This window comes from Gordonia sp. LUNF6 (assembly GCF_047041125.1).
GTDB lineage: Bacteria > Actinomycetota > Actinomycetes > Mycobacteriales > Mycobacteriaceae > Gordonia > Gordonia sihwensis.
On record NZ_CP178182.1, the window covers coordinates 1 to 14,534 of the forward strand.

The 14,534-nt window shown below is 64.6% G+C and carries 14 protein-coding genes; 4 read left to right on the forward strand and 10 right to left on the reverse strand.

The genetic code is table 11. The features are described from left to right. Both ACK8HH_RS18655 and ACK8HH_RS18660 read left to right on the forward strand, forming a co-directional pair. Positions 1-828 carry a hypothetical protein gene (locus ACK8HH_RS18655; RefSeq protein ID WP_006897737.1) on the forward strand — a complete coding sequence of 276 codons (828 nt, stop codon included), beginning with the start codon at positions 1-3 and terminating at the stop codon, positions 826-828. A gap of 83 nt (positions 829-911) precedes the next feature. After that, on the forward strand, positions 912-1,289 hold the full coding sequence (locus ACK8HH_RS18660) for a hypothetical protein (RefSeq protein WP_006897736.1): 378 nt from the start codon (positions 912-914) through the stop codon (positions 1,287-1,289). Positions 1,290-1,367: 78 nt separating this feature from the next. Here ACK8HH_RS18660 and ACK8HH_RS18665 read toward each other — a convergent pair whose 3' ends face one another. Continuing rightward, the gene (locus ACK8HH_RS18665; RefSeq protein ID WP_006897735.1) at positions 1,368-3,386 is read right to left on the reverse strand and encodes a relaxase/mobilization nuclease domain-containing protein; all 2,019 of its coding nucleotides are present in this window, start codon (positions 3,384-3,386) and stop codon (positions 1,368-1,370) included. Beyond that, positions 3,383-3,811 carry a plasmid mobilization relaxosome protein MobC gene (gene mobC / locus ACK8HH_RS18670; RefSeq protein ID WP_006897734.1) on the reverse strand — a complete coding sequence of 143 codons (429 nt, stop codon included), beginning with the start codon at positions 3,809-3,811 and terminating at the stop codon, positions 3,383-3,385. The genes ACK8HH_RS18665 and mobC overlap by 4 nt, the downstream gene beginning before the upstream one ends. 388 nt (positions 3,812-4,199) lie before the next feature. Between mobC and ACK8HH_RS18675 the strand changes: the two genes are divergently transcribed. Beyond that, positions 4,200-4,562: a hypothetical protein gene (locus ACK8HH_RS18675; RefSeq protein WP_006897733.1), complete on the forward strand. Its 363-nt coding sequence runs from the start codon at positions 4,200-4,202 to the stop codon at positions 4,560-4,562. Positions 4,563-4,650: 88 nt separating this feature from the next. On the opposite strand, the gene ACK8HH_RS18680 is transcribed toward ACK8HH_RS18675, so the two are convergent. Both ACK8HH_RS18680 and ACK8HH_RS18685 read right to left on the reverse strand, forming a co-directional pair. Next, positions 4,651-10,050, reverse strand: coding sequence for a helicase-related protein (locus ACK8HH_RS18680; protein WP_278127478.1), 5,400 nt, complete (start codon positions 10,048-10,050; stop codon positions 4,651-4,653). A gap of 389 nt (positions 10,051-10,439) precedes the next feature. Further along, positions 10,440-10,973: a hypothetical protein gene (locus ACK8HH_RS18685; protein WP_006897731.1), complete on the reverse strand. Its 534-nt coding sequence runs from the start codon at positions 10,971-10,973 to the stop codon at positions 10,440-10,442. Positions 10,974-11,177: 204 nt separating this feature from the next. Between ACK8HH_RS18685 and ACK8HH_RS18690 the strand changes: the two genes are divergently transcribed. Continuing rightward, on the forward strand, positions 11,178-11,531 hold the full coding sequence (locus ACK8HH_RS18690; RefSeq protein WP_006897730.1) for a hypothetical protein: 354 nt from the start codon (positions 11,178-11,180) through the stop codon (positions 11,529-11,531). Here ACK8HH_RS18690 and ACK8HH_RS18695 read toward each other — a convergent pair. The 6 genes from ACK8HH_RS18695 to nrdH form a co-directional block, all read right to left on the reverse strand. Continuing rightward, positions 11,528-12,499 carry a Fic/DOC family protein gene (locus ACK8HH_RS18695; protein ID WP_006897729.1) on the reverse strand — a complete coding sequence of 324 codons (972 nt, stop codon included), beginning with the start codon at positions 12,497-12,499 and terminating at the stop codon, positions 11,528-11,530. The two genes, ACK8HH_RS18690 and ACK8HH_RS18695, sit on opposite strands and share 4 nt — an antisense overlap. Next, positions 12,496-12,744, reverse strand: a complete 249-nt coding sequence (locus ACK8HH_RS18700) for a hypothetical protein (protein WP_006897728.1) — start codon at positions 12,742-12,744, stop codon at positions 12,496-12,498. The genes ACK8HH_RS18695 and ACK8HH_RS18700 overlap by 4 nt, the downstream gene beginning before the upstream one ends. Positions 12,745-12,819: 75 nt before the next feature. After that, on the reverse strand, positions 12,820-13,011 hold the full coding sequence (locus ACK8HH_RS18705) for a hypothetical protein (RefSeq protein WP_006897727.1): 192 nt from the start codon (positions 13,009-13,011) through the stop codon (positions 12,820-12,822). After that, positions 13,011-13,442: a hypothetical protein gene (locus ACK8HH_RS18710; RefSeq protein WP_006897726.1), complete on the reverse strand. Its 432-nt coding sequence runs from the start codon at positions 13,440-13,442 to the stop codon at positions 13,011-13,013. Before ACK8HH_RS18710 ends, ACK8HH_RS18705 begins: the two co-directional genes overlap by 1 nt. Before the next feature lie 21 nt (positions 13,443-13,463). Further along, positions 13,464-14,156, reverse strand: a complete 693-nt coding sequence (locus ACK8HH_RS18715) for a hypothetical protein (RefSeq protein WP_006897725.1) — start codon at positions 14,154-14,156, stop codon at positions 13,464-13,466. Positions 14,157-14,185: 29 nt separating this feature from the next. Then, positions 14,186-14,428: a glutaredoxin-like protein NrdH gene (gene nrdH / locus ACK8HH_RS18720; RefSeq protein ID WP_006897724.1), complete on the reverse strand. Its 243-nt coding sequence runs from the start codon at positions 14,426-14,428 to the stop codon at positions 14,186-14,188. Positions 14,429-14,534: the final 106 nt, after the last annotated feature.

The window sequence follows — 14,534 nt, forward strand, 5'->3', positions numbered from 1 at the left end:
GTGCAAGACCACGACGAACTCGAGCAGGTTCTGGAGCGGACCGCAGCTAAGTTACTCGGCCACGGTGCCTCACTGATCGAAGCCCTTATGCGGCGCCTGCGCCAAAGCGCCGAAGAGCAGATGCGGCAAGAGGCAGCGCAGGACGATCCAGCACTGTCCAGCGTCGCTCGGCACACTGAGCCGGAGCTTGGTTCGGCACCCAGCCCGATCGGTGGCCTCAGTGATTCCGAACTCGACGCACAGGTGAAGGCCCGATACGGGCTGGATGTTTCGAGAATTGGCGACCGCGAACATGATCGGCAGTGGGCTGATCGGGCGGCACCGGCCGATGTGCTCGATCTGCTGCGTGCGGCAGACCGCGACGGCGACGGTTCGGCGACTGCCGCCCGGCTGCGCGACAACCTGATGGAACGCATTCGCGAGTACGGGATCGACGCAGACGCGCTGCTGTCCGAGTCGCCCGAGGCCGCAGGTGAAGCTTTGCGCGAGAACCGAGAGTCCTTTCTCGGCGAGAACGATCCCGCCATCGACCGCGATGCCGCCGAGGTGACCTCTCTGATGGGGCGCGCCCAGGCCGCCGATCGTGAAGCCGAGACTCTGAGCGCACACGCCGATGACGGCTATGCAGCGGCCGACAACGTGTCCCGCAGCGGTCAGGTCGCCGCGGGTACGACTGGCACAGGCGCGGCCACTGCGGCGACGTTGGCCGCCAAGGACCATCCGACCAACCCTCGCCGGGCCGCGGTCACCGCGGCCAAGCAGGCGCCGAAGGCCAAGCCTCCCGCCGGGCGCGGTGCCGATCGCGAACGCGGACATTCCGGCCGTTGACACCCACGAATCCGTAGATTGATACATGCGGTGGTTCCTTGGACGGTCAGCCACCCGAGCAATCTCATAGAAGGTAGGACAACATGACAGACATAGCAGCAGACGTCGTGGCCGAGCTGGAAGCCGAGGACGCGAAGGAAGCCGCCGAGCTAGCGGAGCGCCAACGTCGTCGGCGCGAGGCGCTGGTGCCAGCGATGGCTCTCTCGCGCGAGATCCTCGCCGCCCGCGAGGAGTTCCTATCCGCGGATAGGGAGCGGGTCGACCAGTTGACAGCATTGGTCAAGGCCGCACGTAAGAGCGGAGCGCCCAAGGCGCGACTCGACGAACTCATGGTGGAACCATTGGCCGGCCGTAAGCGCGCCCCGCGCAGAACCAAGCGCACCGAGCCCAAACTCGAGAGTGGCGCGCAGTCTGCGGCACCACCGGTCGGCGAGACGCCATCTCGCCCGGTAGCGGTGTAACTGCCGGCCTTATCACCCGAACACGACCCTGTGATCGCCACGTGATCACAGGGTCGTGTTCGTATGTTGCGGTCGTCTCTATCGCTCGAACCCTCGACGTCCCTCGTTCGACCGTGGTGTCGGACGAGGCCGCTCGATCGGCGGGCCTGCCGACACCTGCCGCCGAGCGGCCGGCCTCGTCCGGTTCGCCGCCGGGGACGGCGCGCGGTCAGCGAACCGGCGATCGACGGCCGCACTGGCTGCACGGATCCGCCGCGCTTGCCGCAGATGTCCTTGCGCTGCCATCGCTTCTGCGATCGCGCGACTGGCGGCGATCATCTGCCGAGTCACGGCCATCCATAGCAATGTGGTGTCGTCTCCGTTGCTCGCACCGGCGATCATCGTCGCCGCGACACGAGCGACAGCACTACGCGTTTGCGCGCGGCTTCCGGCCGCTCCGGTGCTGCGACGTTCGCTGGCGGCGCCGGAGAGTGCATCGGCCAACCGGTTCAGATCACGCGCGTCCGCACCGCCCATGTGGCGGGCCGCCGCACCGACCGCGGCGGCAGTGTCACCGGCGGCAGTGTGCCACGACTTCGACGTCCTATCTGAGACCGAGTTAACGCGTCTCTCCCAACGGTTGGCCGCCTCGGCCGCGGCCGCCGCGCGAGGACCGGCCGGCCGCGAGTCGGCGGCGTGTACGGGCGTCACGTCCGCGCGACGCCACGCCGCCGCGGCCAGCTTCTGATGGTCGGTGCCGCCGGGCCACCTCTGCCGAAGCGACGAGAGCTTCAGTTCGTCAGCGAGGTATCCGGCCGACCTCCATGCCGGCTTACCGTCGCTGTCTGCGGCCAGACTGGGCCGGAGCGCGACACTGTAGCCGGTGACTTCGGTGGTGGAGCCGCGGGCGAACCGTGGACGAATCAACACGTCGCGGTGAGCACGGACCGCGCGCACATAATCGGCCTCGGTCGCCGACGACTGAGCCAGCGGTCGGAGGATCGAGCGCAGCCTGTCATCGACAGCCGCGAGCTGAGCGATGACAGGCTGCTCACCGCGCGGCGGTGGGGGAGGAGACGGTGCAGCATTGCGTGACGCATGTTCCCACGCCGACCTGGCATCAGCGCGTGCGTTCTTGTCGTCGATCCATCGTTCACGAAGTCGTGGCAATGACAGATCTTCACCGAGCTTCTTGCCGCCGTGCATGATCGGCTTTCCGTGCCGGTTGGCGTACTCACTCGCCGGCAGGCCGACGCTGAATCCGGTGACGGCCTTCGGGTCGGTCTTGTCATAGTGTGCAGGCCGGATAATCAATCCGTCGGCCCGCACCAGTCGCACAAACTCCGCTTCGCTCTCCGACGCGACCGCGGCCGCCCGCACGCGCCGAGCCAGTTCGGCCGAGGGAGCCTCCGGTCGGCCGGCCTTGTCCGCGTGCGCGGACTGCGCATGGGCGGTGCCGCGGGTAGGCATGTCTCGGCCACCGGACAGAACTTCCAGACCGTGCTTGGCTTCGAGTGCGCGGCACACACGCTGTGCGCGCGGCCAGTCGCCTTCCTTGCGGTCGCTACGTTCCGGGTGTGGACGGAACAGTTGCACGACCGACCCGTCATCACGCACACGTGATGCTGCGATGTGCACGTGATCGCCACCGTTCTTCGTTACCCCGTGACGGATCGCCACCCAGCGAGCCTGTGCGTGATCCGGGTCGTCGAAGCCCATTTCTTCCATGAACTCGTGGACGATGCTCGACCACTGGGCATCGTCGAGTGCCCCGGCTTCCGGAGGTAGCGACAGCGAACAGTGCCACACATTCTCATCGATGCTGGCCTCAGCCAGCGCTGCACGCCCGCCCAGGCCACGTTCACGGGCGGCCGCGAGCTTCCTGTTGTCGCGCCGCACAACTTCGGCGCCGAACACCACTCGAGCCTCATCGAGGGTCGCCGCGAGATTGTGAACGTGCTCGGCATCGAGCACAGCTCCAGCGCCTCCGGCATAGAACACTTCGGAGGAACTGGCGGCGAGCACGTGCTGGTTCTCATGTTCGTTCGCTTTACCCGGGCCGGCGAGATACGAGACCAGACCGTACATCCGTGCGCCGGATGAGATCGCCGGGATCACTCGCCGATCCTCGTCGAGGGATCGTTGAAGACCTCGTTGAATGCGGCGGTGATCCGGGAGAGCGCGCGATCGACACCTGCACACGCCGCGGCGAACTCTGCCGGAATCTCAGCCTCGGAGTTCGCCTGTCGAGCGATCTGATTGAGATTGACGCCGATGCCAGCGATCAAGTTGCGCATGTCCACAGCCTGCTGCCAGGCCGCAACCTTCTCTTCCCGTCCTACTGGCACGGCCGCAACAGGTGACAAGGTTCGCGCAACCATCAGTCGTTGAACACTGACGCCGGCGTCGTCGGCGGCAGCACGTAGTCGCTGCTGCTCTACGGCAGTGACTTTCACTTCGATCTTGTTGGTGCGACCACCGACCACGTTGCGCCGACGCCGGCGGAGGAACGCGCGCGAAGCGTTCGGGTCCTGCTCATTCATGAGCCCCGCCTCCCTGGCCTCCGGCCACCGAGCCCAGCGCAGCGATCCCCTCCGGGGAACCCCGCCGACATCAACGATTCGGTCTCAGCGTACCGGCGAAAGCAAAGGTACGCAACGTTTAGGCATGCCTAAACAATAGCTTGCTCCGCGCTCCGCGTGGTAGATTGCGAACGGAGCGCAGCGGAGTGGAAAGCAGAGCCCGACCGCAGGGAGGCCCGTTCGGCGCGCGTGGACCGCACGATTCGCTGCTTCCAGGCCTGGGACGGGCTGGGGAGAAGATGTGGGTCCTGGGCTGACTGCCCGGGCTCAGCCAGACGAAGTCGAGGTCGAGAGGAACAGATGTCATCGCGTGCCGATACGGTGACAGCCGAAGAGACAGGAGTCGATCATGAGCGCACCGTTCCCGCCGCCGCATCAGCCGACGAGGCGGCGGCCCAGTGTGGCCGTGTGGCTGCTGAAGGCACTCGGTCTCGGCATCGTGTTCTATTTGTTCATCGGGCTGACGGCTGGACTCATGGTCCAGCACGAGCTGTCAGGTACACAGATGCTCGTCGTCGTCATCACGTTGTCGTGGCTCGTGACGATTGCTTTCGTCGCGCGGTTCATCATCAACCGGCGACGGCTTGCTGTCTGGCGGCGAGCGCAGGCCCAGCAACATCAACAGTGGGTGATGGCCATGCAGCAGGCCGAGTGGCACGGCCGGCGGCAGGCAGCGTACGACGCCGAGTACCGGCGACAGATTCAGCGTTGAAGATCGTCGGCCGGCACGTAGTCGGGGAGTGAAGACGATGGAGGCGGTCACCCTGTGCAGGGTGACCGCCTCCATCTGGTGGGTAGCTCTACAGTTCCAGTCCCGGTTCGCGCGGTTGGGTTGAACGGTTGGGACTAGCGTCGCGTGTGCTCTGCGTTGGTGGTTGGGGTCTGGAGTTCACCGGGCTGATCGGTTTGAGACCGCGGCGGGCGACATTCGCGGCGATCTCGGACGGGGTGAGTTCTCTGCCGTCAGGAGCGTGGGTGCGGTGCCATTCCGCTGATCGGCGAGCTTCGCCAATCTGCACTGCTGCTCGGTACCTATCGACCGAGTCGCATGGCGACTCCTCGAGCATCTGCTTGGTGGGGTTCCATTGCAGACTCCATCCGGGTTCTCGCCCGCTGCTGGCCAGGCGAAGCTGGGCAGCCTCGCGGCGCGCTCGTTCCTCTGGCGAGTTCTGTGCCGCTTCGATCGCCATCTTGATCTGTTGCAGCTCGACACGAAGTCCGGTCAGCCGATCCGCATCGGGGAAGACTCCGTCGGCGCGTACCGCGGCCAGATCCTTGTCGCTAATCGCCCGCTCCAAGTCGTGCTGGAGTCGTTGAGGCCGGGTCGCGATGGCGGCGTAAGCATTCTCCACTCGAGTCAAGATTCCGCTCGCGGTAGCTGACAGGGAGGTCGACTTGAGTGTGCTGTCGGCGTCGAGGTTCCGCATCCAGATCGGCTCGTCGAGTGCACCGCCGAACAGCCGCAAGTGGATATCTTCGCCATCGGCCGGCCGCGACATTTGTAGCTGCACACCGCTGGGGAACTCAGCGATCGATTTGTAGTGGCCGGCGCCCATTCCTTTCAGACCCATCCAGCGGAAGCGGATCGCTTCGAGTAACGCCTCACCTCGTTCAGGGCGTTCTGGATGCGCCGCGGGTTCGCCAGCCCCAAGGACGGTGAGGGGTCGCCCTGCTGCGTCCCAGTCCGGTATCGACTCCGCTAGGGGTGTGACGACCTTGATGCTCGCCGACAGCGCGGGGATCTTCTTCTCGAGGGTGCGAAGGTCGAAGCGCGCTTGGTTCTGAGCGTCCCGGAAAGTGTTCTCGAGTGCAGTGAGGCGGTCGACGTCGTTCTGCAACTCGACCATTCGCATGAACCGCTCGTCACCGGTGGCCGCGGCCTTCGTGGCCGCGGCGGCCTCGGTCAGGGATTGCTCCTCGATGTCGGCGACGTCCGCGGTGTTGTCGATCAGCCCTTGCTTGTACTGGCTGATGAACGCTGCCTTCGCCTCCACCTTGCCCCACATGATTGTGTCGGTGGTTCCAGCTGTGGCGTAGCTGTAGATCTCGACCTCATCGTTCTGGTTTCCCTGGCGGATGATGCGCCCCTCGCGCTGTTCCAGGTCCGCTGGGCGCCACGGCACGTCCATGTGGTGGAGGGCAACGAGGCGGCGCTGAACGTTCATTCCGGTTCCCATGCGCTCGGTGGACCCGATGAGAACGCGCACACGGCCAGCAAGGCAGTCGTCGAAAAGCTGGTTCCGCTGGGCCGGTGTGACGGCGTCGTGGATGAAGCGGATCTGCTCGGCCGGCACACCGCGCTGCTCCAGCTCGCCGCGGACCGCGTCATACACCGACCACTGTCCACCGGGCTTCGGAGTACCGCGGTCGCAGAAGACGACTTGCAGTGATCCCGGGATCGGTGAGGGCTGACCCGCTCCGTCGTTGTAGACGCGCTCGTTGTCTCGATGGTGGATCGCCGCAACAGTCTCAGCGACTGCTTCCGCGCGAGTTCGGCCATCTTCGGATGGGGTGAGTCCGACCAGTCTGGGGTCGAGAGCGACATTGCGTCCGTCGTTGAGCACCTTGAGCGGGTTGTCGAGCCGCGGATCATCGGGCATGTGATCGCTGCGGTACTCGAGGTCGGTGATGAAGTCGCGGACTTCCTGGCCGGGTTCGGTGAGGATCATCTTGCGGGCGCCGAACTTAGGAAGGTTTGCCGGCACCTGGTCGCGCACGACGACATCGGAGAATACTGCGGAGAGTGCATACATCGACTGGACGTTGCTGAACGAGTTGACGCTGGAGACCACGCGGAGCTGTGTTCCAGTTGCGTTGGTGACAGTCTGCGAGGTGGTCTTGGTGAACATCGCAGACCAGTCGTTGACTGATGCGACGCCGGCTGATGCGAGAATGTCCGGTCGCATATAGGACTGCATCACCCACGCCTCAGCGAGGCTGTTGGCGATCGGTGTACCGGTAGCGAAGGTCGCCACCTTCTCTTGACCGGGGACGAGCCATCGTCCCTCAGCGAGGGCTTTGTGTCGCGCTCGCTCCCGTAGCAGGTCGAGCTTCATCGCTAGGTCTTCGGCCTTTGCCGATCCTACGTGCGCCAGTGAGTCAATCGACGCGACCCGCTGGCGGTTCTTGTACCCGTGTGCCTCATCAACGATCAGGTAGTCGCATCCCGACTGCTCGAACCGAACACCATCGTCGAGTTTGAGGGTCTGCAACTTCGCTATGCGCTTCTCGAGAGTCTTCTTCGCCTGCTCGATCCGTTTGATCGTCGCGGTCGATCCGCTGCCGAGCTTCTGGTCCAGTTCGATGCCGAGTTCGACGAGTTGGCGTTCGAGGTGGTTACGTCTGCGGTCCGGATGAACATTGATCCTCTCGAACACACTCGCGGGGATGATGACCAGATCCCATTCCTTGACCGCGGTCTGCGCAACGAACTGCCGGCGATCTTCGTCAGTCATTCCGCGGCGGCCTGCGAGTATCTGCGCTGCCGGGTACCACTGCTTGGACTCGCGCGTCATTTGCTCGATCAGATGGGTCGGGACCACGAGCCACGGCTGTGAGACGAGACCACGACGTTTGAGCTCCATCGCCCCCATGAGCATCGATCCCGTTTTGCCGGCGCCGACAACGTGATCGAGGAGCACCGTCGGCTCGGCGATCATGCGTGCGACTGCCGCCCGTTGGTAGGGGTGGGGCTCGAAGTCGGGGGACAGTCCCGGCAGCGTCAGGTGCGAACCGTCGTACGCGGGCGGGACGAAGGAATTGAAGCGGTCGTTGAACTCGCGCAACAGCCTCGTGCTGCGCTCTGGGTCTGACCAGACCCAGCGACCGAACTCAGCCGCGATCTTCTCTGCTTGCACCTGTGCTCGGATCGTTGCTTCCTGATCCACCAGTGGCGCGCCGGCCTCGATCTCCGATTGCGGGTTGCTGACTTTGATCGGCTCCTGGTTCAGGAGCTTCTGGAACAGCTGGCCTGCGTTGAGCGACTTGCGCGAGTCCCGGCTTTCCGCACCGAACTCGCTCTCGTAGCGGGCGCGGTCTGATCGATACGGGCTCCCGGTAACTACCCAGCTACCTGCCGCACGCTCAACGGTGGTGTCGCTCGGGCCTCCGAGAGCCTCGACGATGAACTGCCTGTAGTCCTCGAGGGATACCCACGTCACTCCTGGCTGCACTTGGCCGATGTCGGTAGCAGCGAGGTCATTCGGGATGACTTCGGCGACCGCGGCGGCGGCGCGAGTGTATTCGCCGGCAAGCACTGTGTCTTCGGCCGCCGAGGCTAGTTCTGTCAATCGTGTATGACGCTGGCGTACGTTGCCGGTGAGCAGATGCTCGGCCGGAATGAGATCCCCTGTGCCGTCAGGCGAGATGAATACCGTGTCGCCGAGGGCGGTACGAATCTCGTCGTGGTCCTGCAGACCCAGGAGCTCGCCAATCCGTTCAAGGTCGACCCGCCCCTTCTCCGCCATCGTGATCGCGACGGCGTCTGCGGAGGACTCGGCATGTTCGGCGCGTTCGGGTGCGACAACGACATCGCGTACGAAGATGTCCGCCTTGCGCGCGCTTTGGTCATCCTCGTTGAAGTTTTCCAGAGACAGCACTACCGATAGACCTGGGTCGCGTCGCAGCTTTTCCAGATGTGGTTGTCGCACGCTTACCGAGGTCGGGGCCCATGCTTCTTCTGTGAGCGCAGCGAGCGTGTCCTCGGGCAGCTCGCCCTGCCACGGCCGGCCGTTAGTCTCAGGGTTGGCCACCCGCCACTTCTGCACTCGCGTTGCGAGCCGTTCGGCGGCTTCCTCTGGTGTCCGCGCTCGGCCGCCGTGAACTGCGAAGCGGTTGATCGGACCGTACGCGGAGTGGTACGCGTCGTAGACTGCATTTAGTTCGTTGCGAAGCTGCGCCTTACGATCCGGGTTGCTCGCCTCCGAAGTCTGTTCAGCGATCAGTTCGGTTCCAAGATCCCGGAGACGTAGCAGGTGCCGCGCTTCCTTCATCCGGGACTTGGGCATGGTGAGTTCTTGCCACTGGCCACTGAAATCCGCCGACTCGAATACGTTGCGCTCGACGTCATAGCGGATATGACCGGGAGTGACCTGATCGGCATACAGAGTCGCCGGCGTCCCGAGACCAGTAGCGAACTTGTGAATCTGATCTTCCGTTCGTGGCCGCGGGCTGTGTCCGGCGCCCTGCCGTAGCGCGCGATCGACGACGTCTGTGAGCGCCTCTCGGACCTGATCGGCCAGCGGTCGGTCGGCGTCGCGGCCGCTGACAGTCAGCGACCCGTCACGGTAGAGGCCGCGGCCGACCGAGAGCGTGCCAAGCACGTGCTCGCGATGCTCGGGCTCAGTGAAGTAGGCGTTGATCCGCACCGATTCCAGGCCTCCGTCGGCCGCAGGAACGTCCACCTCGGTGGTGTCGATCCATGCAGGCTTGTCCCACTTCGGTCGAGGACTGTCCAGCCGGCGGAACATCAGGATGTCAGTGACTACCGAGGTGCCGGCGACGTCTTTGAAGGCGTCAGTCGGCAGCCTGACCGCGCCTACGAGGTCGGCCAGCTCAGCGAGCGCCTCACGGGAACGCCGATTCTGCGCGTCAAGCGTTCCGGCAGTAGTGATGGCCATGACCCACCCGCCAGGCTCTGTCAGGTGCAAGCTCTTGATCAGGAATGCGTTATGGATCGAGTGGTTGTGCGGGTTCCACACTGGGTCGGGGACCGAGAACTTCCCGAACGGCACGTTGCCGATCACCGCATCGAAGCTCCGCTCAGGGACGTTGGTGACCTCGAAACCTTCAAGACGGATCTGCGCATGGGGATTGAGCAAGTGCGCTACCTCAGCGGTCACTGGGTCTTTCTCGACGCCGACCATGACCGCGTCTTCGGGTGCGAGCGCGATGAACGTACCCGATCCGGCGCCGGGTTCGAGGACTCGGCCAGACTCGAATCCAGCCCTCTGCAGCGCATCCCACATGACTTGGGCGATTGCAGGGTCGGTGTAGTGAGCGTTGAGCGTGGAAGCACGGGCATCTGCCCACTCGTCCGGTCCAAGCAGCTCGCGTAGCCGGGCTCGGTCCGCGGCCCATTCGCCTCTTGATTCGTCGAAGATCTCCGGAATCGCGCCCCATCCTGACCATTGAGCGAGGACGTCCTGCTCAGCAGGCGTCGCTGGTCGCTGTTCCTCACGGCAGGTGCGGACGATCTGCACCGCGGCGATGTTGGCACGCGCGCGAGCTTTCGCTCCGGTGGGTACGAGTTGGTGACCTGGATGCACGAACCTTGCCGCAGCGGGTCGAGACGAGTGCTCCGTCGTGACCGGTGAGGCTGTCGATGAGCGAGTGTCCTGGTCGTGATCGGCGCGGGCCTCGTCGAGTGGAGCAGGATCCGGTTCTAACCCGGCCACAGTCGTGTCGGCGTCAACAGCGACCATGCTTCCGTCGGGCCGCCGGGCCATCTCGACCTTCCGCGTCGACCACTGGGACATCGGCACGCCAGGCTCGTCCTGATCGACTGTAGGCAGTGTCCTCCCGTCGGCCGGTGGCAAAACGGTGCCGCCAGGGTCGGCCAGCGCCGGATTACTCGGGGCGCGGTAGTCGTCTAGGTCGAAGATTGAGAGCTGATTGTCATCAGTACGCGATCGACCTCGTCCGCGACGTCGCCCGCGAGAGCGTCCTGCGGACTGCTGGGCACCGGCAGGTGGTCGAGCCTCCGCGCTTCGAGCAGATCCGCCGCCCACACCCGGAACCGAACCGTCCGGTCCGGCCACAGTAGATCGGCCAACTCCTGCATCTGCTCGCTCGGTTCGAGGGTCTCGTCGAGCCACCAATTCGTCGTGCGCGACTGTTGCAGCTCCGGCTCCGGCTCCTCCCGATCCGTTGGCATCTCGGTCAACTGGGCCAGAAACACTTCCTCGCCCATCATCCGAGCCCGCTTGTGCAGCTTCTGCAACTCCGGGAACGTCGGCTGCCTGCCGGGGTGGTCCCGCCTCCACTGTGCGTTCAGCAGGTGCGTGTGCTCGGTGATCAGAGTCGCGATCTGCACTTCGGCGGCCTCGAGCTCCTGCTCGATCTTGTCCGTCGGCATCTCCTGCTCGATCAGCTGTCCCCGCAGTGTCTCGAGTGCGTTCAACATCGTGCCTACCTCCTAGTTCGTCCCTGGCTGCCAGGTCCGGGCGTGTTTCATCCATCGGGGTGGTCCCCTTCTACTTCGACCGTCCAAATCGTTGCGGGAACCACCTTCTCACCTCCCGGAGGCAGAGCTGGGTACCACGTACCGTAGTCGGACACCAATTCGCCCGTCAATAGGCTATTGACAGATGTGGGCGGGAGGTCTTCGATGAACGTCATGGGCGAGATCATCGTGGAGCGGGCCGGCGACGGCTGGTTCGTCGTCGGAGTGGGGCGTGTTTCACTACGTCAGGTGCGGATGCTCGCTGAGGAATCGGGGAGGTCGATTCGGTGGCCTGCGGACCTTGCTCGGCTGGTCGGCGACGTCGAAGCCGCCGACACCGCACTCAAGGCCGCGAATAGGGAGTCGGTGCGGTCCAGATTGGCGCTGGCGCAGTTCATGCGGAACCAGGGAATATCGCTGCCGGAGATTGGGGCCACGCTCGGGGTAAGCCGCCAGCGTGTGCATGCGCTGTTGAACGATCATGGCGAAGAGAGGAGCGGCTTAGAGAGCGGGGACTAGCGCTCAGGGGATGATGAGTGCCGCCAGCCAGATCGTTCGGAACTTCCTGTCGGCCGGGAGCTCGGTATCGGGTTGCTCCGCGATGATTGGGTCGTAGGAGACGTACGGCTGGTGCCACGCGACGCAAGTCGGGCGGCGCGTTCAGCAGCACTTTGCGGCCGCTGAGCGGCTGCGTAGTCCTTGATGAAGGTGTATCCGTTTCGACCGTTGTCTGCCGTTGCCTCCTCGGCGTACCCGAACATCGCTAAGTAGATGTCTTCGACTGACTTCTTGTCGCGCGCGTACTCGACTTGCATTAGTTCGCCGAGTGATCCAACCGCTGCGGGGTCGCCGAACCCGACGAGACCGCGATCAAGTTGGGCCGCGAGGTAGGTCGGGTCGTTGAACACGAGACTGACGTGGCGAGCAGCGTGGACCGCTCCGGCGTCGACCTTGTTCCAGTCGATGTCCCAGCCGGCGTCGCGTAGGTACTCATTGAAGAACACGCGCTGGGAGCGGGAGTTTCCGTCGACGAAAGGATGCAGGTAGGTCATCTGCGACCAGTGATGTGCTGCTGTTTCGAGCGCCTGCTGGGCTGGGGTGTCGAGGTCCGGGCGATCCAAGGCAATATCGGATTCCAACAGGGGAAGGTGCTGACGCATAACTTCAGGTGGTGCATGCTTGATCCCCATTGCGAATGTGTGCTGCCCGGCCACACGCAGTTGTCCACTCCAGTCGTAGACATCCTGGAGGATGTAGGCGTGAATGGCCTGGAGGTAGCTGACGTCGAAGCGTCGGGCTTCGAGTGCAGTCAGAACCTCTGGACGCAGCCCGGGATCGTAGTCATCGCGGTCGAGGTAGTCGTAGGAGTCGAGTTCGATGATCCGCTTCGCTGCTGCGAGGCGTTCGACTGCCTCGAGTTCTTCAACAGTCGAGGCCCCGACCTTATTGGCCGGGACCTCGATGTCGTTGGGGTCTTCTGTGCTCACTCGGCTTTGGCCTGACGTGTCTGAGCGGTGCGCTGTCGGGTCTCCGACAAGATGCGGTCGCGCTCTTCTGCGAAGGTCGTTTCCCCGCTGCGCATCCTGCGCAGGGCGTCGAAGTCCTCAGTGGTCAGCGGCATGCCGGCCATCGTTGAGGCTGCGGAAGCACTGGCGCTGTACCACTCCTCCGGCAGTGCTGCTGCCCGAGCACGGCACTCCTGCACGCTGAGTACACGCTTCTTCGTGGTCATGGCTCCCCCTTCGTTTGGGTGTCCAGTATATGTCGGGCTTGAAACCATAGCCGGGTCCTCTTCTCGTCGGTCTTGTCAGAACAGTGCGATCTGATGTTCTTGGGCTCGGTCAGTCGCGCGCTGGTCGCTGGCTGCGGCCATGAGTTTGGCGGTCGCGGTGGTGACGCCGAGGGCCTGCGCCACGAGGGACCAGGACCGTCCCTCGTGGCGCAGGCGCGCGGCGTCGTCCTCGTCCTGGATCTGTTGTGAGGTCGTTGGGGTGGCCATTACTGGTCTCCTTCGTCCTCGTACCAGGAGTCGGGGAGTTCGTTGGCGTGCAGGAGGAAGGCTTCTCGGCGGCCGGCGACAGTGGTGGTGAGGTCGGTGAGCGCGTAGAGGCTGGCGTCGGCGGTTCCGCTGATCTCGTGTGCTTCGGCGGCCCGGTCGGTCCAGATGTCGAGGCAGTCGTCGCAGCGGCGGTGTGCGAGGTTGCCGGCGTTGGTCCACACGGGGTCGGGGTGGCCGGCGCACGTGATGCGGACCATGAAGTCGGCGCGGTTGACCGGGTGCCGGCGGACTGTGACCCGGCCGGACGGCTCGGTGTGGAGGTCGGCGGCGGGGCTGCGGTCGGTGATCGGTCCGTGCAGCAGGAGGTAGGGGACATGCAGCTGCTGCCGTGGATGGTGTTCGGTGATGTGGTCGAGGTGGCGGGCGTTCATCGGTCTTCTCCTTCTGCTGGATCAGAGCTTGGCGAGGGCGTCGGTGACGGCGAACCGGCGGCGTTCGGCTGCTTGCTGGTGGTTGGTGAGGGTGGTCCAGTGGCCGGCGAGGTCGTCGGTGTCGGCGTCCTCGAGCGCGATCTGCATTCGGGCGAGGAGTGCGGTGTAGCCGCGGCGGTAGTAGGCGTCGACGATGCCGCGGCTGAGGTACGGGACGTCGCTGCCGCCGGGGAGTGGGCCGTGGCCGGTGGGTGCAGCGATGGTGATGAGGGTTTGGCGGGCGGCGCGGTCCGTGGTGCCGATGCGGGTCATGAGGATCTGCGGGGTGACGGGCGCGCCTTCGTCGACGAGCTCGACGACAGTCCGGAAGATCCGGCCGTGGATCGGGCTGAGAAACAACGGATGATTCATCGGGATTCGGTCGGCCGGGTAGCCGCCGGTGCTGTCGCGGTGCTGGTGGTCGCCGACGAGGGCGTGGATGGCGGCCGCGGTGGCCGGCGACCAGATGAGGGAGGTAAGGAAGTCGAGTTCGGCGTGGATCTGGGCGTCGATGTCGTCGAGGTCAGTGGGGAGGCCGACGAGGGTGTCGGTGGCGTCGTGGACGGTCTCGAGTGCGGGATGCTCCAGGGTCGCGGTCATGTCGTCGTCTTCCTCGTTGGTGGTGGCCGGCACGGTGTCGGCGGGCTGGTGCGCGTCGTGGTCGGTGCCGGTCATGGTGTGGTCCCTTCTGGCCTTGCGGTGGGTTATGCGGCGGCGAGCTGCTTGATGCGGTCGGGGCGGAACCCTGACCAGTGGTCGTCTCCGGCGACGACGACGGGGGCTTGGAGGTAGCCGAGTGAAAGGACGTAGTCGCGGGCGTCGTCGTTGGTGGAGATGTCGACGGCAACGTAGGTTATTCCGGCCTTGTCGAGAGCTTTGTAGGTGGCGTTGCATTGCACGCATGCGGGCTTTGTGTAGACGGTGATGGTAGGGGTCTCTGTGCTCATTGTTTCGTATCCTGATCTAGTGCGAGTCGAGCCGTGTTCGTTTCTTTCATCATAATCGAGTACGCGCGATATTGCTAGGCTTATTCGAGTATTTTAGGCAACGATT